Source organism: Streptomyces syringium, from assembly GCF_017876625.1.
In the GTDB taxonomy this organism is placed as follows: Bacteria; Actinomycetota; Actinomycetes; order Streptomycetales; family Streptomycetaceae; genus Streptomyces; species Streptomyces syringius.
Map to the genome: position 1 here is coordinate 5553158 of NZ_JAGIOH010000001.1, position 19262 is coordinate 5572419.

Here is a 19262-nt window from a genome sequence, read left to right on the forward strand (position 1 = left end):
CGTCGCCGGACCCGCGCGGGTCGCGCCGCCGCGCCGGCGGGACACAACGGCCCCGGGGTGTCCCGAGCCGCCGCGCGAACGGCCCGGGCCGCCCAGCCCGTCGGCCCGGCGCAGCCGACCCGTGCCGCCGGACCCCGCGCGGCACGCGTCACCGCGCCGCGCGCCCGGCCACACCGGGACGGTGCTACGCCGCAGACCCCGCGCGGCACGCGCCACCGCGCCACCGCGCCGGAAAACACCCCTTAACCCTCCATCGCGGCGCGCGAGCGCCCCCGTGTGCGCCATCTCGGACAATCGGCCCCCGGCCGACCCGCACCTACGGTGGGGGAGCTAATCATCCGCACCACCTGGAAGGGCCGGGATTGTGACTGCTCCCCACGCGTTCTGGCTGGCCGGCCGCGAGGCCACCGGCGAGGACACCTTCGACGTCACGAACTCCTGGGACGGCCGTCTCGTCGGCACCGTGAGCGTCCCCACCGAGGAGCAGGTCGAGGAGGCCGTGGCCGCCGCGCACGCCGTGCGCGACGAGTTCGCGGCGACCCCGGCGCACGTCCGGGCCGCGGCCCTCGACCACGTGTCGAAGCGGCTGACCGAGCGCACCGAGGAGATCGCGCAGATCGTCTCCGCCGAGAACGGCAAGCCCATCAAGTGGGCCCGCGGCGAGGTCGGCCGTGCCGTCTCCGTGTTCCGCTTCGCGGCCGAAGAGGCCCGTCGCTACAACGCCGGTGACGCCCAGCGGCTGGACACCGACGCCGGTGGCGTCGGCCGGCTCGCGCTGACGCGCCGCGTCCCGCGCGGCACCGTGCTCGGCATCGCGCCGTTCAACTTCCCGCTCAACCTGAGCGCGCACAAGGTCGCCCCCGCCATCGCGGTCGGCGCCCCGATCATCCTCAAGCCCGCCCCGGCGACCCCGATCTCCTCGCTGATCCTCGGCGAGCTGCTGGCCGAGACGGACCTGCCGGCCGGTTCGTGGAGCGTGCTGCCGGTGCCCAACGACCGGATGCCCGCCCTCGTCAAGGACGAGCGGCTGCCGGTCATCTCCTTCACCGGCTCCGGCCCGGTGGGCTGGTCGATCCTCGACTCCGTGCCGCGCAAGCACGTCACCCTGGAGCTCGGCGGCAACGGCGCGGCCGTCGTCCTCGCCGACTGGTCCTCCGAGGCCGACCTGGACTGGGCGGCGCAGCGCATCGCCACCTTCTCCAACTACCAGGGCGGCCAGTCCTGCATCTCCGTGCAGCGCGTCATCGCCGACGCCTCGCTGTACGAGCGGCTCCTGCCGAAGGTCGTCGCGGCCGTCGAGGCGCAGGTGACCGGCGACCCGTCCGACCCGGCCACCGAGGTCGGCCCGCTGGTCAGCGAGGACGCTGCCAAGCGCGTCGAGTCGTGGGTCGACGAGGCCGTCGCGGCCGGCGCCAAGCTGCTCGCGGGCGGCAAGCGCGAGGGCGCCACCTACGCCCCGACGGTGCTCGCCGACGTCCCCGCCGACGTGACGATCGCGTGCGAGGAGGTCTTCGGACCGGTCCTCACGATCACCAAGGCCGACGACGAGGCCGCTGCCTTCGCCGCCGTCAACGACTCCCCCTACGGCCTCCAGGCGGGCGTGTTCACGCACGACCTGAAGACCGCCTTCCGCGCGCACCGCGCGCTGGAGGTCGGCGGCGTGGTCGTCGGCGACGTGCCGTCCTACCGCGCGGACCAGATGCCCTACGGCGGTGCCAAGCAGTCCGGCGTGGGCCGCGAGGGCGTGCGCTACGCGATGGACGACTACACCTACGAGCGGGTGCTGGTCATGACGGGCCTGGACCTGTAAGTCCACGGTCCGCGATCCGCGGACGGACGGCCGGGGCGCACGCTGGTGCGCCCCGGCCGTCCGCCGTTTTCCCCGCGCCGAGCCCCCGGAGCCCGTGGCCCGATCCTTGCGCAGAGTGGCAGCGCGGCCAGTCGCCGGAGGCAGTCCGCTCCGGCAGCCTGGAGGCATCGAACGGCACCACCGCGAGGAGAACCGCCATGTCCGACACCACCGCCGCCACCCCCGGCACCGCCCGCCCCATGCGCGCCATCCGGCAGGAGAAGGCGGGCGGTCCCGAGGTGCTGGAGCTGGTCGAGACCGACCGGCCCGAGCCGGCGCTCGGCGAGGTCCTGGTGCGGGTCCACGCCGCCGGGGTCAACCCCGTCGACTGGAAGACCCGGACGCGCGGCCGCTTCTACTCGGGCCACACCCCGCCCTTCACCCTCGGCTTCGACGTGTCCGGCGTGGTCGAGAAGGTCGGCGAGGGCGTGACCGTCCACGCCGTCGGAGACGAGGTCTACGGCATGCCCCGCTTCCCGGCCCCCGCCGGCGCGTACGCCGAGTACCTGACCGCCCCCGCCCGCCACCTGGCGCCCAAGCCGCACGGCATCGAGCACGTACGGGCGGCCGCGCTGCCGCTCGCCGCGCTCACCGCCTGGCAGTGCCTCGTCGACACCGCCGACGTACAGGCGGGCCAGCGCGTCCTGATCCACGCCGCGGCGGGCGGCGTCGGCCATCTGGCCGTCCAGATCGCCAAGGCCCGCGGCGCGTACGTCATCGGCACGGCCAGCGCCGCCAAGCACGAGTTCCTGCGCGGCCTCGGCGCCGACGAACTGATCGACTATCACGAGCAGGACTTCGCCGAGGCCGTGGGGGACGTCGACGTCGTCCTGGAGTCCGTCGGCGGCGACTACCCGGCCCGCTCGCTGCGCACCCTGCGCCCCGGGGGCACCCTCGTGTCGATCCTCCCGCTGGAGGAGTCGGTGTACGCCGAGGCCGGCGCCCGCGGTGTCCGCGCCACCCGCCTGGTGGTGGAGCCGGACCAGGCGGGCCTGCGCGGCATCACCGAACTCGTCGAGTCCGGACGGCTGCGGTGCGAGATCGCCGCCGTGCTGCCCCTGGAGGACGCCGCCAAGGCCCACGAGCTGGGCGAGACGGGCCGCACCTCCGGGAAGATCGTGCTCACCGTCCACGTCTGACCGGCGGACCGTCCGACCGGGGGCCGGACGACCGGCGCCCCGCCCGCCGAGGCGGTGCGCTCCGGCCCTCGGCCGGAGCGCACCGCGTTCCCCCGTGCACCGGCGCCTTCCTCGACGCTCCCCCGTGCCGGCAGCACCGACCCTACGGAGAGCGCCGCGCCCAAGTCGTCCCGTGGCGGGTGGAATCCCCCGTCAACCCCCGCGGTAGCCCGGCCGTCCCTCTCCACCCCTCGCGGTAGGTGGCAGTGCCTCCGCCTGAGCGATGCGCGGCCCGCGACGCGCCGCTACGCTGCGGCGATGTTGACGCCTCAAGCGCTGGAGCGGCGGATCGCCGGCTGGCCGCGAGCGGCGCTGGACGTGCCGCTCGCCGTCGGATTCACCGTGGTCGCCCTGCTGTTGGGGCAGGAGCGGCCCCCCGTGGGGTGGCGCGCCCTGGACACGGGCGGTCTCGTGCTGACCGTCGTGACCAACATGCTGCTGGCCGGCCGAAGACGCATGCCGGTCACCGTCTTCACCGCGATCTGCGCGCTGTCCCTCGTCCATGTCGCCGCCGGCTACTGGCCCGTCATCCAGACGGCCGCCGCGATGCTCGCGCTCTACACCGTCGCCGCCGCCCGCCCGCCGCGGACCACCGGACCGTGCGCGGGCGGGCTCGTCGCGCTGTGGGTGGTCTCCGGGCTGTCGAACTCCCACAGCGACATGGGGACCGTCGCCGCCCAGAGCGTCGTCACCCCGGCGGCCCTGTGGTGGTTCGGCAACGCCGCCCGCCGACTGGCCCGGCGCAACGCGCAATTGTCCGCCGTCACCGAGCAGCTCCGCCGCGAACGGGACGGCAACGCCCGGCGCGCCGTCGCCGAGGAACGCGTGCGCATCGCCCGGGAGCTGCACGACGTAGTCGCCCACCACATGTCCGTCATCTCCGTGCAGGCGGGCCTCGCGCACTACGTCTTCACGACCGACCCCGACACCGCCCGGCAGGCCCTCGGCACCATATCGGGCACCAGCGGCGAGGCCCTGGAGGAACTGCGCCGCCTGCTCGCCGTGCTCCGCGTCGGCCCGGAGGGGACGGGCGACAACGGCGGGGACGGCGCCTACCAGCCGGCCCCCGGCCTGGACCGGCTGGAGGAGACGGCCGAGCGGGTACGGGCCGCCGGAGTGCCGGTCACGCTGGAGATCGTGGGGGAGCGGCCACGACTGCCCCCGGGGCCCGACCTGTGTGCCTATCGCGTCGTCCAGGAAGCGCTCACCAACGTCATCAAGCACGCCCGCCCCGCCGCGGCCACCGTCCGCGTCGAATTCCGGCCCCACCAGCTGACCGTGCGCGTCACCGACGACGGTGGGCGGCGGGTTCCGGCCAACCCCCGCCCGTCGGACGGACACGGGTTGATCGGCATGCGCGAGCGCGCCAGGATCTACGGGGGAACCCTGGCCGCCGGACCGCGCGACCACGGCGGGTTCGAGGTCCGGCTGACTCTTCCCCTGCAGCCGGCCGCCGGGTCCCCCTCAGCGGCCGGAGCCGCACGGGAGAGGGACGGACCGGGGCATGACGGCAAGCGCTGACGAGGCGGCGGACATCCGCGTCCTCGTCGTGGACGACCAGATCCTCATCCGGGCCGGCGTCGCGGCCCTGCTGCGAGCCGCCCCCGGCACGACGGTCGTCGCCGAGGCGTCCGACGGCGAGGAAGCCGTCGCGGCCGCCGCCGAGCACCGGCCCGATGTGGTCCTCATGGACATCCGGATGCCCGGCCTCAGCGGCATAGCCGCCACCGAGCGGATCCTGGCCGCCGCCGAGCGGGACGGCGTGCCCGCCCCGCGCGTCCTCGTCCTGACCACTTTCGACCTCGACGAGTACGTCTACGAGGCGCTGCGCGCCGGGGCCGCCGGCTTCCTGCTCAAGGACGCCGGCCCGCACCGGCTGCTGGCCGCCGTCGCCGCCGTCGCGGGCGGCGACACCCTCTTCGCCCCGACCGTCACCCGCCGCCTCGTCGAGGCCTTCGCCCACCGGCTCCCCACCCCCGCCCCGCCGCCGCCCGAGACGCTCGAGGTCCTCACCGGCCGGGAGCTGGAGGTGCTGCGCCTGACCGCGCGCGGCCTGTCGAACGCGGAGATCGCCGCCGAGCTGGTCATCAGCGAGGCCACCGTCAAGACGCATCTGAACCGGGCCATGGCCAAGCTCGGCCTGTGCAGCCGCGCCCAGGCCGTCGTGGTCGCCTACGAGAGCGGACTCGTCACCCCCGGCGCGGGACGCTGACCAGCACGCCCGTCACGCGCGCCGTTCACCCGCTCGTACGGTCGAAGGGGTACGCCGCAGGCCGGATCATTGCGCGCGGTCTGGTAGAGCCCGTGGGGATCGGGTAGGTACATACGGACGAGTAGCACCGGTCGGTAGTCGACCGGGTCAACCGCCCCGACGTAAGCGGCGAGGTGCCTGATGTCCGCACCATCCGTACGACCGGTCTCCGAGCGAGAAGCCCGCCAGGTCGCCGAAGCGGCCCGCGAACAGGACTGGAAGAAGCCCAGCTTCGCCAAGGAGCTCTTCCTCGGCCGGTTCCGGCTCGACCTGATCCACCCCCATCCCTCCCCCGCGGTGGAGGACGTCCGGCGCGGCGAGGAGTTCCTGTCCAAGCTGCGCGACTTCTGCGAGACCCGGATCGACAGTGCCCGGATCGAGCGCGAGGCGCGGATCCCGGACGAGACGATCGAGGGCCTGAAGCAGCTCGGCGCGCTCGGCATGAAGATCGACACCAAATACGGCGGCCTCGGCCTGACCCAGGTCTACTACAACAAGGCCCTCGCCCTCGTCGGCTCCGCCAGCCCGGCCATCGGCGCGCTGCTCTCCGCCCACCAGTCCATCGGCGTGCCCCAGCCGCTCAAGCTCTTCGGCACCCAGGAGCAGCGGGACACCTTCCTGCCGCGCTGCGCGACCACCGACATCTCGGCGTTCCTGCTCACCGAGCCGGACGTCGGCTCCGACCCGGCCCGGCTGGCCACCCTCGCCGTGCCCGACGGCGACGACTACATCCTCGACGGCGTGAAGCTGTGGACCACCAACGGCGTCGTCGCCGACCTGCTCGTCGTCATGGCCCGGGTGCCCAGGAGCGAGGGCCACAAGGGCGGCATCACCGCCTTCGTCGTCGAGGCGGCCTCCGAGGGCGTCACCGTCGAGAACCGCAACGCCTTCATGGGCCTGCGCGGCCTGGAGAACGGCGTCACCCGCTTCCACCAGGTCCGGGTCCCCGCCGCCCAGCGCATCGGCCCCGAGGGCGCCGGCCTGAAGATCGCCCTCACCACCCTCAACACCGGCCGCCTCTCGCTGCCCGCCATGTGCGTCGGCGCCGGCAAGTGGTGCCTGAAGATCGCCCGCGAGTGGTCCACCGTCCGTGAGCAGTGGGGCAGGCCCATCGCCCGGCACGAGGCCGTCGGCTCGAAGATCGCCTTCATCGCCGCCACCACCTTCGCCCTCGAGGCCGTCGTCGACCTCTCCTCCCAGATGGCCGACGAGGACCGCAACGACATCCGCATCGAAGCGGCCCTCGCCAAGCTCTACGGCTCCGAGACGGGCTGGCTCATGGCGGACGAGCTGGTGCAGATCCGCGGCGGCCGCGGCTTCGAGACCGCGGCCTCCCTCGCCGCCCGCGGCGAGCGGGCCGTCCCCGCCGAGCAGATCCTGCGCGACCTGCGCATCAACCGCATCTTCGAGGGCTCCAGCGAGATCATGCACTTGCTGATCGCCCGGGAGGCGGTCGACGCCCATCTCTCGGTGGCCGGCGACCTCATCGACCCGGAGAAGACCCTCGGCGAGAAGGCCAAGGCCGGTGCCCGGGCCGGCGGCTTCTACGCCCGCTGGCTGCCCAAGCTCGTCACCGGCCCCGGACAGCTGCCGCGCACGTATGCCGAATTCCACCCGCCCGGCCACCGGGACCTCTCCGGCCATCTGCGCTTCGCCGAGCGCTCCTCGCGCCGGCTCGCCCGCTCCACCTTCTACGCCATGTCCCGCTGGCAGGGCCGGCTGGAGACCAAGCAGGGCTTCCTCGGCCGGATCGTCGACATCGGCGCCGAGCTCTTCGCCATCAGCGCCGCCTGCGTCCGCGCCGAGGCCCTGCGCGCCGAGGGCGACCACGGCACCGAGGCCTATCAGCTGGCCGACGCCTTCTGCCGCCAGTCCCGGATCCGCGTCGAGGAGCTGTTCGGCCGGCTGTGGACCAACACCGACGAGCTCGACCGCAAGGTCGTCTCCAGCGTGATGTCCGGTGCCTACGAGTGGCTGGAGCGCGGCGTCGTCGACCCCAGCGGCGAAGGCCCCTGGATCGCCGACGCCACCCCCGGCCCCTCCAAGGCGGCGAACGTCCACCGACCCGTCCACTGAGCGGCCGCGCCACCCGGATGCTTCGGTCACGGAAGGCGGGCGGGGGGCTCCCGGTCCGTCTTCCGGGCGGAAGAGGCAACAATGGAGCCCATGACGGACTCCCTCGCTGACCCGCATCTGCGCTACGCCGCGCCCCCCGCCTCCGGCGGACCGCGCGAGATCGTGATCCTCGGCTCGACCGGCTCGATCGGTACCCAGGCCATCGACCTCGTGCTCCGCAACCCCGACCGGTTCGTGGTGACGGCCCTGTCGGCCGCCGGCGGCCGGGTGGCACTGCTGGCGGAGCAGGCCCGGCGGCTGCGGGTGCGGCAGGTCGCCGTCGCGCAGGCCGACAAGGTGCCGGCCCTGCGCGAGGCGCTCGCCGCGCAGTACGGCGGCGAGCCGCTGCCCGAGATCCTCGCCGGTCCCGACGCGGCCACCGAGCTCGCGCGCGGCGAGTGCCACACCGTCCTCAACGGCATCACCGGCTCGATCGGCCTGGCGCCCACCCTCGCCGCCCTGCAGGCCGGCCGGACCCTGGCCCTGGCCAACAAGGAGTCGCTGATCGTCGGCGGCCCGCTGGTCAAGGCGGTCGCCAAGCCGGGACAGATCATCCCGGTCGACTCCGAGCACGCCGCGCTCTTCCAGGCGCTGCTGGGCGGCACCCGCGCCGAGGTCCGCAAGCTCGTCGTCACCGCCTCGGGCGGGCCCTTCCGCGGCCGGACGAAGGCGGAGCTCGCCGCCGTCACCCCCAAGGACGCCCTCGCGCACCCCACCTGGTCCATGGGCCCGGTCATCACGATCAATTCCGCGACCCTGGTCAACAAGGGGCTGGAGGTCATCGAGGCGCATCTGCTCTACGACATCCCCTTCGAGCGCATCGAGGTCGTCGTCCACCCGCAGTCCTACGTCCACTCGATGGTGGAGTTCACCGACGGCTCGACCCTCGCGCAGGCCACCCCGCCGGACATGCGCGGCCCGATCGCCATCGGCCTCGGCTGGCCCGAGCGGGTCCCGGACGCGGCCCCGGCCTTCGACTGGTCCAAGGCGTCCACCTGGGAGTTCTTCCCGCTCGACGAGGAGGCGTTCCCCTCGGTCGCCCTCGCCCGGCACGTCGGCGGCCTCGGCGGCACGGCGCCCGCGGTCTTCAACGCGGCGAACGAGGAGTGCGTCGACGCGTTCCTCGCCGGCCGGCTGCCGTTCAATGGCATCGTGGACACCGTCGCGGAGGTGGTGGCCGAGCACGGCGTTCCCGCCGCGGGAACCCACCTCACGGTCCCGGACGTCCTGCAAGCGGAGACCTGGGCACGCGCCCGGGCCCGCGAACTGGCAGGTCGTACGGCATCGGCGGCCCGCACGGCTCAAGCGACCTCGGAGGCCCGCGTATGACGACACTGATGACGATCCTGGGGATAGTCGTCTTCGTGGTGGGCCTGCTCTTCTCCATCGCCTGGCACGAGCTGGGACACCTCTCGACCGCGAAGATGTTCGGCATCCGGGTGCCGCAGTACATGGTCGGCTTCGGGCCGACGATCTTCTCGCGGAAGAAGGGCGACACCGAGTACGGCATCAAGGCCATTCCGCTCGGTGGCTACATCCGCATGATCGGCATGTTCCCGCCCGGCGCGGACGGGAAGGTCACCGCCCGCTCCACCTCCCCGTGGCGCGGCATGATCGAGGACGCCCGCTCGGCCGCCTTCGAGGAACTGCGGCCCGGCGACGAGTCCCGGCTCTTCTACACGCGCAAGCCGTGGAAGCGCGTGATCGTCATGTTCGCGGGCCCGTTCATGAACCTGGTCCTCGCGGTGGTGATCTTCCTCGGCGTGATGATGTCGTTCGGCATCAACACCCAGACCACGACCGTCTCCACCGTCTCGGACTGCGTCGTCTCGGCCAACGCCAAGACCGACAAGTGCCCCACCGGCGCCAAGGACTCCCCGGCCAAGGCGGCCGGCCTGCAGCCCCGCGACAAGATCGTGGCCTTCAACGGTCACCGGGTCGGCGACTGGGCCACCCTCCAGAAGGACATCCGCAAGACCACCGGCCCGGCCACGATCACCGTCGAGCGGGACGGGCAGCGCAAGACGCTGACCGCGGACCTGATCTCCAACGAGGTGCAGAAGTACGACGGCAAGGGCACGCCCGTCAAGGGCGAGACCGTGACGGCCGGCTTCCTCGGCTTCACGCCCGCCACCGGCGTCGTCCCGCAGACCTTCGGCCAGTCCGTCGACCGTATGGGCGACATGATCCAGTCGGGTGTCGAGTCACTGATCGCCCTGCCCGGCAAGGTCCCCGACCTGTGGAACGCGGCCTTCGACGACGGCGAGCGCAAGCCCGACTCCCCGATGGGCGTCGTCGGCGCCGCCCGGGTCGGCGGGGAGGTCTTCAACCTCGACATCCCGCCGTCGCAGCAGGTCGCGACCATGCTCTTCCTGGTCGCGGGCTTCAACCTCTCGCTGTTCCTGTTCAACATGCTGCCGCTGCTGCCGCTGGACGGCGGGCACATCGCCGGCGCGCTGTGGGAGTCCGTCCGACGGGCCTTCGCCAGGGTCTTCCGACGGCCCGACCCCGGCCCGTTCGACGTGGCGAAGCTGATGCCGGTGGCCTATGTGGTGGCCGGAATCTTCATCTGCTTCACCCTCCTCGTCCTGATCGCGGACGTCGTGAACCCCGTACGGCTCACGTAGGCCTTGCCGGACGGGCTGCTGTGTTTTGTCCTCAAGCGCCGGACGGGCTGCTGCGCTTGAGGACACCGCCGCCCAGCGGAGCTGCACACGTACGCGAAAAAAACCGGCACCCGCCCATTTGTGACGGCCGGACGCGCTTTGTGTCCGGCCGTCCTTCTTTGCGCGGTCTTCGCGGCGGGATGTGCTTCGAGGTGACCCGGTGCCGTAATCTCGAATCCTGGAGCCCGCCGATCTCGGGACCTTGATTCACACCTTGGGGTTGCACGCCACATGACTGCGATTTCGCTCGGAATGCCGTCCGTCCCGACCAAGCTCGCCGACCGCCGGGTCAGCCGCAAGATCCAGGTCGGATCGGTGGCCGTCGGCGGCGACGCGCCGGTGTCGGTCCAGTCGATGACCACGACGCGGACCTCGGACATCGGTGCGACCCTTCAGCAGATCGCGGAGCTGACGGCCTCGGGCTGTCAGATCGTGCGCGTGGCGTGCCCGACACAGGACGACGCCGACGCCCTCCCGATCATCGCGAGGAAGTCGCAGATCCCCGTGATCGCCGACATCCACTTCCAGCCGAAGTACGTGTTCGCGGCGATCGACGCGGGCTGTGCGGCGGTCCGGGTGAACCCGGGCAACATCAAGCAGTTCGACGACAAGGTCAAGGAGATCGCGAAGGCGGCCTCCGCGACGGGCACCCCGATCCGTATCGGTGTGAACGCCGGATCGCTGGACGCGCGGCTGCTGCAGAAGTACGGCAAGGCCACCCCCGAGGCCCTGGTCGAGTCCGCCCTCTGGGAAGCCTCGCTGTTCGAGGAGCACGGCTTCCGCGACATCAAGATCTCGGTCAAGCACAACGACCCGGTCGTGATGGTCAACGCCTACCGGCAGCTCGCCGCCCAGTGCGACTACCCCCTCCACCTGGGTGTGACCGAGGCCGGTCCCGCGTTCCAGGGCACGATCAAGTCCGCGGTCGCCTTCGGCGCGCTGCTCTCCGAGGGCATCGGTGACACCATCCGGGTCTCGCTGTCGGCGCCGCCGGCGGAGGAGATCAAGGTCGGTATCCAGATCCTGGAGTCCCTCAACCTGCGCCAGCGGCGGCTGGAGATCGTCTCCTGCCCGTCCTGCGGCCGCGCCCAGGTCGATGTGTACAAGCTCGCCGAGGAGGTCACCGCCGGCCTGGAGGGCATGGAGGTGCCGCTGCGCGTCGCGGTCATGGGCTGCGTCGTCAACGGCCCCGGCGAGGCCCGTGAGGCCGACCTCGGCGTCGCCTCCGGCAACGGCAAGGGCCAGATCTTCGTGAAGGGCGAGGTCATCAAGACCGTCCCGGAGTCGAAGATCGTGGAGACCCTCATCGAGGAAGCCCTGAAGCTCGCCGAGCAGATGGAGAAGGACGGCATCGCCTCCGGCGAGCCCCAGGTCAGCGTCGGCTGACCTCCCGCACCCGTCGGGCGCCCCCTCGGTCCACGGCTGCCCCGCCCCCGCGGCGGGGCACGTCGGGCACCCCCTCCGGTCAGGGGAGGTGTACGAAGGGGACGGAGAGGTACAGTGCCAAGACCTGTTCCCATGGCCTCCGGCCCGCGACGGTGAGGCAATCCGACACGTGTTGACGACGACCACCACCAAGGTCCTGGAGCCCGGCGACCTCGACGCGGCCCTCGCCGTGCTCGACCGCGAGCCCGTCGCCAACGCCTTCGTCGCCGCGCGGGTGCACGCCGCCGGTCTCGACCCCTGGCGGCTCGGCGGCGAGATGTGGGGCTGGTACGCGGGCGGCCGCCTCGAAGCCCTCTGCTACGCCGGCGCCAACCTCGTGCCCATCTGCGCCGGATCCGAGGCCGTGCGGGCCTTCGCCGACCGCGCCCGCCGCTCCGGCCGCCGCTGCTCCTCCATCGTCGGCCCCGCCGAGGCGACCACCGAGCTGTGGTCCCTCCTCGAACCCCACTGGGGCCCGGCCCGTGAGGTCCGCGCCCACCAGCCCCTGATGGTCACCCGTGCCATGCCCGCGGACGTCGCGCCCGACCCGCTCGTCCGCCGCATCCGCAAGGACGAGCTGGACGTGGTCATGCCCGCGTGCGTGGCGATGTTCACCGAGGAGGTCGGCGTCTCCCCGCTCGCCGGGGACGGCGGGCTGCTGTACCAGGCCCGGGTCGCCGAGCTCGTCGGCGCCGGCCGCTCCTTCGCCCGCATCGAGGACGGCCGCGTCGTCTTCAAGGCCGAGATCGGCGCGGCGACGGCCCTCGCCTGCCAGATCCAGGGCGTCTGGGTCGCCCCCGAGTACCGGGGCCGCGGCCTGTCCGAGACCGGCATGGCCGCCGTCCTCGGCTACGCGCTGCGCGAGGTCTCACCCGTCGTCAGCCTCTACGTCAACGACTACAACACGGCAGCACGCGCCGCGTACCGCCGGGTGGGCTTCGAGGAAGTCGGCGCGTTCACGAGCGTGCTGTTCTGACTTGTCGCGGGCCACCGCACAAGCGGCTGCCGCCCAGGTAGCCTCCGGGCATGGATGACATCGTGGTCGGACCGCTCGACCTCGCCGCGCGGGTCGACGACGCGCTCGCCGTGCAGGCGCTCGCCTTCGGGCTCACCGACGACGAGGTCGGCGTACGGCGCCACATCGTGCTCCGCCACCTCGGCTGCCGCGGCGCCCGCGCCCTGGGGGCGACCACCGACAGCGGCCGGCTGGTCGGCTTCGTCTACGGCATGCCGAACGACCGCGCCCACTGGTGGTCCACGGTCGTCGAGCCGTATCTGCGCGCCACCGGCTCCGAGGGCTGGCTGGACGACGCCTTCGTGATCACCGAGCTGCACGTCCACCCCGCCTACCAGAACCGGCGGATCGGCCGGTCGCTGATCACCACGATCACCGCGAGCGCGCTGGAGCCGCGCAGCATCCTCTCCGCGATCGACACGGAAAGCCCGGCCCGGGCCCTCTACCGCAAGCTCGGCTACCACGACCTGGCCCGACCGGTGCACTTCCCGAGCGCGCCCAGGCCTTACGCCGTGATGGGGGCGCCGCTGCCGCTGCTGGGGTGACGGGCCGGGCCGGGGGTCCGGTGGGTGCCCCCGCTGACGGAAGTCGTTTCCTCGCCGTTGTGCCCTGCCGCTAATCTCCTCGCATTCCCACTACGCAGCAGGAGACCACGATGGCCCACGTCCAGCGCATGTCCACGACGATGATCAAGACACTGCGCGACGACCCGGCCGACGCCGAGACCGCCAGCCACAAGCTGCTGGTCCGCGCCGGGTACGTCCGCCGTACCTCCGCGGGCGTCTGGACCTGGCTGCCGCTCGGCAAGAAGGTGCTGGACAACGTCTCGCGCGTGGTGCGCGAGGAGATGGACGCCATCGGCGGCCAGGAGGTCCTGCTGCCCGCGCTGCTGCCCAAGGAGCCCTACGAGGCGAGCGGGCGCTGGGAGGAGTACGGCGATCTCCTCTTCCGTCTGAAGGACCGCAAGGGCGCCGACTATCTGCTCGGGCCCACGCACGAGGAGATCTTCACCCTCACCGTCAAGGACCAGTGCACGTCCTACAAGGACCTGCCCGTGATCCTCTACCAGATCCAGACGAAGTACCGCGACGAGGCGCGTCCCCGCTCGGGCGTGCTGCGCGGGCGCGAGTTCCAGATGAAGGACTCGTACTCCTTCGACACCACGGACGAGGGCCTCGCCGAGTCCTACCGGCTGCACCGCGAGGCCTACACGCGGATCTTCGAGCGGCTCGGCCTCGACTACCGCGTCGTCTCCGCCGTCTCGGGGGCGATGGGCGGCTCGGCGTCGGAGGAGTTCCTGGCCCCGGCCGGGGCCGGCGAGGACACCTTCGTCGACTGTCCGGCCTGTGACTACGCCGCCAACACCGAGGCGGTCACCGCGGTCGTGGCACCCGTCGACCCGGCGGGCCACGGCCCCGTCGAGGAGCTGGACACCCCCGACACCCCCACCATCGAGACCCTCGCCGCGCACCTGGGCGTGCCCGCCTCGGCGACCCTGAAGAACCTTCTCGTGAAGGTCGACGGCGAGATCACCGCCGTCGGCGTACCGGGCGACCGCGAGGTCGACCTCGGCAAGCTCGGCGAGCACCTGGCGCCCGCCGTCGTGGAGTTGGTGACGGCCGAGGACTTCGTCGGCCGGCCCGATCTCGTACGCGGCTACGTCGGCCCGCAGGGCCTCGGGGTGCGCTACATCGCCGACCCCCGCGTGGCCCCCGGCACGGCCTGGGTCACCGGCGCCAACAAGGCGGACAAGCACGCCCGCAACGTGGTCTGCGGACGGGACTTCGAGGTCGACCAGTACCTCGACGTCGTCGTGGTCGAGCCCGGCGACCCGTGCCCCCGCTGTGGTGCGGGCCTGGAGATCGGGCGGGCGATCGAGATCGGCCACATCTTCCAGCTCGGCCGGAAGTACGCCGACGCCTTCGGCCTCGATGTGCTCGGGCAGCAGGGCAAGCCGGTCCGGGTCACCATGGGTTCGTACGGCATCGGCGTCTCCCGGGCCGTCGCCGCGCTCGCCGAGCAGACCCACGACGCGTCCGGTCTGTGCTGGCCGCGCGAGGTGGCCCCGGCGGACGTGCACATCGTCGCGGCGGGCAAGGCCGTGCAGACGGAACTCGCCCTGGAACTCGCCGAGAAGCTGGGCGCCGCGGGCGTCCGGGTCCTGGTCGACGACCGCGCGGGCGTGTCGCCCGGTGTGAAGTTCACCGACGCGGAACTGATCGGTGTGCCGACGATCCTCGTCGTCGGCCGCGGTGCCGCCTCCGGCGTGGTCGAGCTCAAGGACCGCCGCACCGGCACCCGTGAGGAACTGCCCGTGGACGAGGCGCTGACCCGCTTGGCCGCGGCGGTCTAGGTAACTTGCGGGTGTTGTCGCCCGCCCAGCGGTAGCTGGGGGAGTTTGAGGACGCGCCCGCAGGGCGCCCGCCGCCGCAGGCGGCAGGACGGGCGCCGTGGGCAACAGGCAGCCAACGCCCAGTGCTACAGCAGGCCGGCGAACTCCAGCAGGAGTTCGCCCGCCGGGCGGGCGCCGGTGGACAGTTCGCGGACACCCGCATCCACCGCCCGGAAGACCGTCCAGCCGCGCAGACGGTCGCGGTCGACGTCCAGCGACTCCGCCAGCTTCGCCACCCGGCGCCGCGCCGCGGCGGGCGCGCCGGGGGCGGCCAGCAGCGTGTCGAGCCGGTCCCGGACCAGCCAGGCCAGGTCGTACGCCCGCTCTCCCACCAGCGGGCGGGGGCCGATCGCCAGCCAGGGCGACCGGTCGCCCGCGAGGACGTTCCCCTGGTGGTAGTCGCCGTGCAACAGGAACGGCGACGGGTCCCCGGCGTCGGCCACCAGGCCCTCGCGCAGCTCCAGCGCCTCGTCGATCAGCGTCCGGACGTCCGCCGCCCACGGCTCGGCTCGGCGTTCGCGCAACACGTCCGCCAGCGCGGCAGTGTGGTCCGCGACGCCGGTGAACGGGTGCCCCTCCGCGGGCGGCACCCACAGGCGCTGCAACGTCGCCGCCGCCTCCAGCAGGGCCTTCGCGTCCGCCAGGGAGCGCAGGCTCACATCGCCGTGCAGCCGCTCCAGCAGCAGCACGCCCGCGTCCTGGTCGGCGCGCAACGGCCGTACCGCGCCCCGGCCGTTCCAGTGGGTGAGCGCCGCGTGTTCCCGGGCGATCGCGCCGTCGGGCAGGCCGAGCTTGAGCGCCGCGGGGGTGCCGTCGGACTGCCGGACGAGGACGACCATGCTGCTCCGGCCGCCCGGGGTCTGCACCCGATCGGGCGTCAACTCCCAGCGCTCCAGATGCTCCTGGGCGATCCCGGGCAGATCCGCGAGCCATCGCAAGTCCGCCGCGCCGCCCTCGTCCTCCCGGGCCCCCCGGCCTTCCCGGCCCAGGGCGCGCACCAGCCGCTCCGGCGGTTCGAGGCGGTCCTTCGCGTTGGCCATCCCTGCGCTGTCCTTTTCGTCTGTGCTGGTCGGAGGCGCTGCTACGCGCCGTCCGGCGAGCTGCCGGCCCCGGTTCGAGGAGCCCGCTCGACGAGCCCAGGGAAGGCTACGCTGCCGCCCCGCCAGCGCACCGCCCGCACCGCCGCCTCGCGCAGCGCGGCAGCCGCCTCCCGGCGCGGGGCGCCGGTGGCGGCCCGTACGAGATCGGCGTAGACGGCGGCGAGCCGGCTCTCCAGCTCCGCCGCGAGCCGCACGGCCGCGGCCTCGTCCGGCACCGGGAACGGCAGCGCGTACGCGGCGGACGCCGCCTCGGGCGTGCCGCCCAGGGACCGGACGGAGCGCCACATCGCGTCCCGCCGGGCCCGGTGGGCGTCGTGCGCCTCCCGCGCCTCCGTCCGCCGTGCCTCGCCGACGTGCGCGCCGACGACCCCGTAGCCGTACACGGCGGCGTGCTCGGCCGCGAGCGCCGCCTGCGCCGCCTCCAGCGCCGGATCGTGCTTCCTGGAGCCGGGTGACGCGCTCACGCGACACCGCCGAGGAGATAGGCGTGGGCCGCGCCCGAGGCCGCGACGGAGGCGAGGAGGCGGGCGAGTTCGGGGGGCGCGGAGGCCAGGGCCGCGGTGTGGGTGTCGGCGGTCCGCCGCTCGGCGTCCGCGAGGGCGGCCAGCGCCGCCTTCTCGTCCCGGGGGACCGTGGGTCCGGACTTCCCGGCGGGTGCGGAAGCGGAAGGTCCGGAAGGGGCCGCGGAACCCGGAGCGGAAGGAGAAGCGGAGGCCGGGCGTACCCCGAGGGCCGCCGCGTGCCGGGCGACCTCGGCCCGCAGCGGCCGCAGCCGCTCCGCGAGCCCGGCGTGCGCGCCGATCGTCGCGTCGTACCGTTCCAGCAGCGCCGTCGAGCCCCGCCCGGCGCGGGCGCGCAGCCGCGCCTCGGCCGAGGCGCGTCCGTCGCGGGGGCCGGGATCGTCGGAACAGCCGGTCAGCACGGCGCCGCCGCCCGCCAGCAGGGCCGCCGCGCCGCCTGCCAGTACCCTGCGTCTGCGCGGGTCGCCGGGGCCCCGCGTCGTCGTCGTGAGCGACACGATCCTCTTTCCGCCTGGTCGGGTCATGATCACCGGACGTGAGCGTACCGGCGCGCGGCCACCCGACCGGGGAGCGGGCACCGAATCGTCAGTCGGCTGCCGGAACAGATAGGCTTTGACCAGACACGCGACATTCCCACAACAGCACACGCGGCCGAGGAGTCACCCGGATGAGCACCACCCAGAGCGAGAGGCTGCGCGAATTGCTCGCCCCTCTCGTCAGCGCGCGAGAGCTGGATCTGGAAGAGGTCGAGGTGACGCCGGCCGGCAAGCGCCGTGTGCTCCGCATCGTGGTCGATTCCGATGAGGGTGTGCAGCTGGACGCGTGTGCGGAAGTCAGCCGTGCGATCTCCGAGAAGCTCGACGAGACGGACGTCATGGGCGGGACCCCCTATGTGCTGGAGGTCACCTCGCCCGGCGCCGACCGTCCCCTGACCGAGCACCGCCACTACGTACGGGCCGCCGGCCGCCTGATCAAGGCGCAGCTGACCGAGGGCGGCGAGCTCGTCGCGCGCATCGTCGCCGTCGACGACGAGGGGCTGGACCTTGAGGTACCGGGCGTGAAGGGCCGCAAGCCCACCGCCCGAAGGCTGGCCTTCGCGGAGATCGCGAAGGCCCGCGTGGAGATCGAGTTCAACCGGAAGTCCCCGCAAGAAGCCGACATGGCCGAGGACGAGACCGACGAGAGTCAAGAGGAGGCGTAGCCGTGGACATCGACATGAGTGCCCTGCGGGGTCTGGTGCGAGAGAAGGAGATCTCTTTCGACCTGCTGGTCGAGGCGATCGAGTCGGCCCTCCTCATCGCGTACCACCGCACCGAGGGAAGCCGCCGCCGCGCCCGCGTCGAGCTGGACCGCGCGTCCGGCCACGTCACGGTGTGGGCGAAGGAGGACCCGCAGGACCTCGCCGAGGGCGAGGAGCCCCGCGAGTTCGACGACACGCCTTCCGGCTTCGGCCGGATCGCCGCGACCACCGCCAAGCAGGTCATCCTCCAGCGTCTGCGCGACGCGGAGGACGAGATCACTTTCGGTGAGTTCGCGGGCCGCGAGGGCGACGTCGTCGCGGGCGTCGTGCAGCAGGGCAAGGACCCCAAGAACGTCCTGGTCGACATCGGCAAGCTGGAAGCCATCCTGCCGGTCCAGGAGCAGGTGCCGGGCGAGGAGTACAAGCACGGCACGCGTCTTCGGACGTACGTCGTCCGGGTGGCGAAGGGTGTCCGAGGCCCGTCCGTGACGCTCTCGCGCACCCACCCCAACCTGGTGAAGAAGCTCTTCGCCATGGAGGTCCCGGAGATCGCGGACGGCTCGGTGGAGATCGCCGCCATCGCCCGCGAGGCCGGCCACCGCACGAAGATCGCCGTCCGGTCCACCCGGTCCGGGCTGAACGCCAAGGGCGCCTGCATCGGCCCGATGGGCGGCCGTGTCCGCGCGGTCATGGCCGAGCTGCACGGCGAGAAGATCGACATCGTCGACTGGTCGGACGACCCGGCGGAGCTCGTGGCGCACGCGCTGTCCCCCGCGCGGGTGAGCAAGGTCGAGGTCGTGGACCTCGGCGCGCGCTCCGCCCGGGTGACCGTGCCGGACTACCAGCTCTCCCTCGCCATCGGCAAGGAAGGCCAGAACGCCCGCCTCGCCGCGCGGCTGACCGGCTGGCGGATCGACATCCGCCCGGACACCGAGCAGGACGGGCAGTCCGAGCGCTACGAGCGCTCCGACCGTTCCGAGCAGCCCTACCGTTCCGAGCGGTCCGACCGCTACCGGGACTGAGCAGCGGGAAGATCGACTGAACAGCGGGAAGGAGGCGGGCCGGCAGCGGCCCGCCGCCCCTCCCGAGTGACATCCGGAGCCTTGTCCGGAGCGGCCCCGCAGGGTGGCCGAAATCCATATGTGCCCGATCATCGCCCCACAGGGGTGAGGTCGGCGCGGGGAGGTAGACTTAATCAGTGTCTGGCCGGACGCATGCCCGCGCATGCCCTGAGCGCACCTGTGTGGGGTGCCGGGAGCGAGCGGCCAAGGGCGATCTGCTGCGGATCGTGGTGAACGAGGGCGCTTGCGTCCCCGATCCTCGCGGTACGCTGCCCGGCCGGGGTGCCTCCGTGCATCCCACACTGGTCTGCCTCGACCTGGCGGTCCGCCGCCGGGCGTTCTCCCGGGCCTTCAAAAGCCAGGGACCGTTCGATACCTCGGCGCTTCGGCACTACGTCGATCAGGCCGAGCGGCACAGCCAGGCAACACCGTAAGAAGAACGGCACGGG

17 protein-coding genes are annotated in these 19262 nt (G+C 72.9%); 14 read left to right on the forward strand and 3 right to left on the reverse strand.

Going from position 1 to position 19262, the window contains the following annotated elements:
* The first annotated feature begins 364 nt into the window (after window positions 1-364).
* The 11 genes from JO379_RS24900 (at window position 365) to JO379_RS24950 (ending at window position 14852) form a co-directional block, all read left to right on the forward strand.
* Window positions 365-1810, forward strand: a complete 1446-nt coding sequence (locus JO379_RS24900) for an aldehyde dehydrogenase family protein (protein ID WP_130880181.1) — start codon at window positions 365-367, stop codon at window positions 1808-1810.
* Window positions 1811-2007: 197 nt separating this feature from the next.
* Window positions 2008-2988 carry an NADP-dependent oxidoreductase gene (locus JO379_RS24905; protein WP_209517041.1) on the forward strand — a complete coding sequence of 327 codons (981 nt, stop codon included), beginning with the start codon at window positions 2008-2010 and terminating at the stop codon, window positions 2986-2988.
* A 297-nt stretch (window positions 2989-3285) separates the two neighbouring features.
* A complete protein-coding gene (locus JO379_RS24910; protein ID WP_209517043.1) occupies window positions 3286-4548 on the forward strand; it encodes a sensor histidine kinase in 1263 nt (420 codons plus the stop codon).
* Window positions 4532-5239 carry a response regulator gene (locus JO379_RS24915; protein ID WP_209517044.1) on the forward strand — a complete coding sequence of 236 codons (708 nt, stop codon included), beginning with the start codon at window positions 4532-4534 and terminating at the stop codon, window positions 5237-5239. The genes JO379_RS24910 and JO379_RS24915 overlap by 17 nt, the downstream gene beginning before the upstream one ends.
* Window positions 5240-5419: 180 nt before the next feature.
* Window positions 5420-7354, forward strand: coding sequence for an acyl-CoA dehydrogenase family protein (locus JO379_RS24920; RefSeq protein WP_209517046.1), 1935 nt, complete (start codon window positions 5420-5422; stop codon window positions 7352-7354).
* Between the two features lie 90 nt (window positions 7355-7444).
* Complete coding sequence (dxr, locus tag JO379_RS24925; RefSeq protein WP_130880186.1) at window positions 7445-8722, forward strand: 1-deoxy-D-xylulose-5-phosphate reductoisomerase; 1278 nt, start codon at window positions 7445-7447, stop codon at window positions 8720-8722.
* Entirely contained in the window at window positions 8719-10020 is a 1302-nt protein-coding gene (locus JO379_RS24930; protein WP_130880187.1) for a M50 family metallopeptidase, read from the forward strand. The genes dxr and JO379_RS24930 overlap by 4 nt, the downstream gene beginning before the upstream one ends.
* Before the next feature lie 270 nt (window positions 10021-10290).
* Window positions 10291-11445, forward strand: a complete 1155-nt coding sequence (gene ispG, locus JO379_RS24935; RefSeq protein WP_130880188.1) for a flavodoxin-dependent (E)-4-hydroxy-3-methylbut-2-enyl-diphosphate synthase — start codon at window positions 10291-10293, stop codon at window positions 11443-11445.
* A 169-nt stretch (window positions 11446-11614) separates the two neighbouring features.
* Window positions 11615-12460, forward strand: a complete 846-nt coding sequence (locus tag JO379_RS24940; RefSeq protein ID WP_130880189.1) for a GNAT family N-acetyltransferase — start codon at window positions 11615-11617, stop codon at window positions 12458-12460.
* A gap of 50 nt (window positions 12461-12510) precedes the next feature.
* Window positions 12511-13044, forward strand: a complete 534-nt coding sequence (locus JO379_RS24945) for a GNAT family N-acetyltransferase (protein WP_130880190.1) — start codon at window positions 12511-12513, stop codon at window positions 13042-13044.
* A 110-nt stretch (window positions 13045-13154) separates the two neighbouring features.
* Window positions 13155-14852: a proline--tRNA ligase gene (locus JO379_RS24950; protein WP_209517048.1), complete on the forward strand. Its 1698-nt coding sequence runs from the start codon at window positions 13155-13157 to the stop codon at window positions 14850-14852.
* Window positions 14853-14977: 125 nt separating this feature from the next.
* Here JO379_RS24950 and JO379_RS24955 read toward each other — a convergent pair whose 3' ends face one another.
* From JO379_RS24955 to JO379_RS24965, 3 genes are read right to left on the reverse strand one after another with little or no spacing between them, the layout of a single operon-like run.
* Window positions 14978-15931, reverse strand: coding sequence for an aminoglycoside phosphotransferase family protein (locus JO379_RS24955; RefSeq protein ID WP_209517049.1), 954 nt, complete (start codon window positions 15929-15931; stop codon window positions 14978-14980).
* 41 nt (window positions 15932-15972) lie between these two features.
* The gene (locus JO379_RS24960) at window positions 15973-16455 is read right to left on the reverse strand and encodes a ferritin-like domain-containing protein (RefSeq protein WP_130880193.1); all 483 of its coding nucleotides are present in this window, start codon (window positions 16453-16455) and stop codon (window positions 15973-15975) included.
* Window positions 16452-17009, reverse strand: a complete 558-nt coding sequence (locus JO379_RS24965) for a hypothetical protein (protein WP_209517051.1) — start codon at window positions 17007-17009, stop codon at window positions 16452-16454. Before JO379_RS24965 ends, JO379_RS24960 begins: the two co-directional genes overlap by 4 nt.
* Window positions 17010-17179: 170 nt before the next feature.
* On the opposite strand from JO379_RS24965, the gene rimP reads away from it, so the two are divergent.
* The 3 genes from rimP (at window position 17180) to JO379_RS24980 (ending at window position 19247) form a co-directional block, all read left to right on the forward strand.
* Window positions 17180-17713, forward strand: a complete 534-nt coding sequence (rimP, locus tag JO379_RS24970; RefSeq protein WP_130880195.1) for a ribosome maturation factor RimP — start codon at window positions 17180-17182, stop codon at window positions 17711-17713.
* Between the two features lie 2 nt (window positions 17714-17715).
* A complete protein-coding gene (gene nusA, locus JO379_RS24975) occupies window positions 17716-18774 on the forward strand; it encodes a transcription termination factor NusA (protein ID WP_130880196.1) in 1059 nt (352 codons plus the stop codon).
* Between the two features lie 176 nt (window positions 18775-18950).
* Window positions 18951-19247, forward strand: coding sequence for a YlxR family protein (locus tag JO379_RS24980; protein ID WP_130880197.1), 297 nt, complete (start codon window positions 18951-18953; stop codon window positions 19245-19247).
* Window positions 19248-19262 lie beyond the last annotated feature (15 nt).

Coding starts and splice junctions, on each gene's coding strand:
- JO379_RS24905 (WP_209517041.1), top strand. CDS start 2,008: ATGTCCGACACCACCGCCGCCACCCCCGGCACCGCCCGCCCCATGCGC.
- JO379_RS24910 (WP_209517043.1), top strand. CDS start 3,286: ATGTTGACGCCTCAAGCGCTGGAGCGGCGGATCGCCGGCTGGCCGCGA.
- JO379_RS24915 (WP_209517044.1), top strand. CDS start 4,532: ATGACGGCAAGCGCTGACGAGGCGGCGGACATCCGCGTCCTCGTCGTG.
- JO379_RS24920 (WP_209517046.1), top strand. CDS start 5,420: ATGTCCGCACCATCCGTACGACCGGTCTCCGAGCGAGAAGCCCGCCAG.
- dxr (WP_130880186.1), top strand. CDS start 7,445: ATGACGGACTCCCTCGCTGACCCGCATCTGCGCTACGCCGCGCCCCCC.
- JO379_RS24930 (WP_130880187.1), top strand. CDS start 8,719: ATGACGACACTGATGACGATCCTGGGGATAGTCGTCTTCGTGGTGGGC.
- ispG (WP_130880188.1), top strand. CDS start 10,291: ATGACTGCGATTTCGCTCGGAATGCCGTCCGTCCCGACCAAGCTCGCC.
- JO379_RS24945 (WP_130880190.1), top strand. CDS start 12,511: ATGGATGACATCGTGGTCGGACCGCTCGACCTCGCCGCGCGGGTCGAC.
- JO379_RS24950 (WP_209517048.1), top strand. CDS start 13,155: ATGGCCCACGTCCAGCGCATGTCCACGACGATGATCAAGACACTGCGC.
- JO379_RS24955 (WP_209517049.1), bottom strand. CDS start 15,931: ATGGCCAACGCGAAGGACCGCCTCGAACCGCCGGAGCGGCTGGTGCGC.
- rimP (WP_130880195.1), top strand. CDS start 17,180: ATGAGCACCACCCAGAGCGAGAGGCTGCGCGAATTGCTCGCCCCTCTC.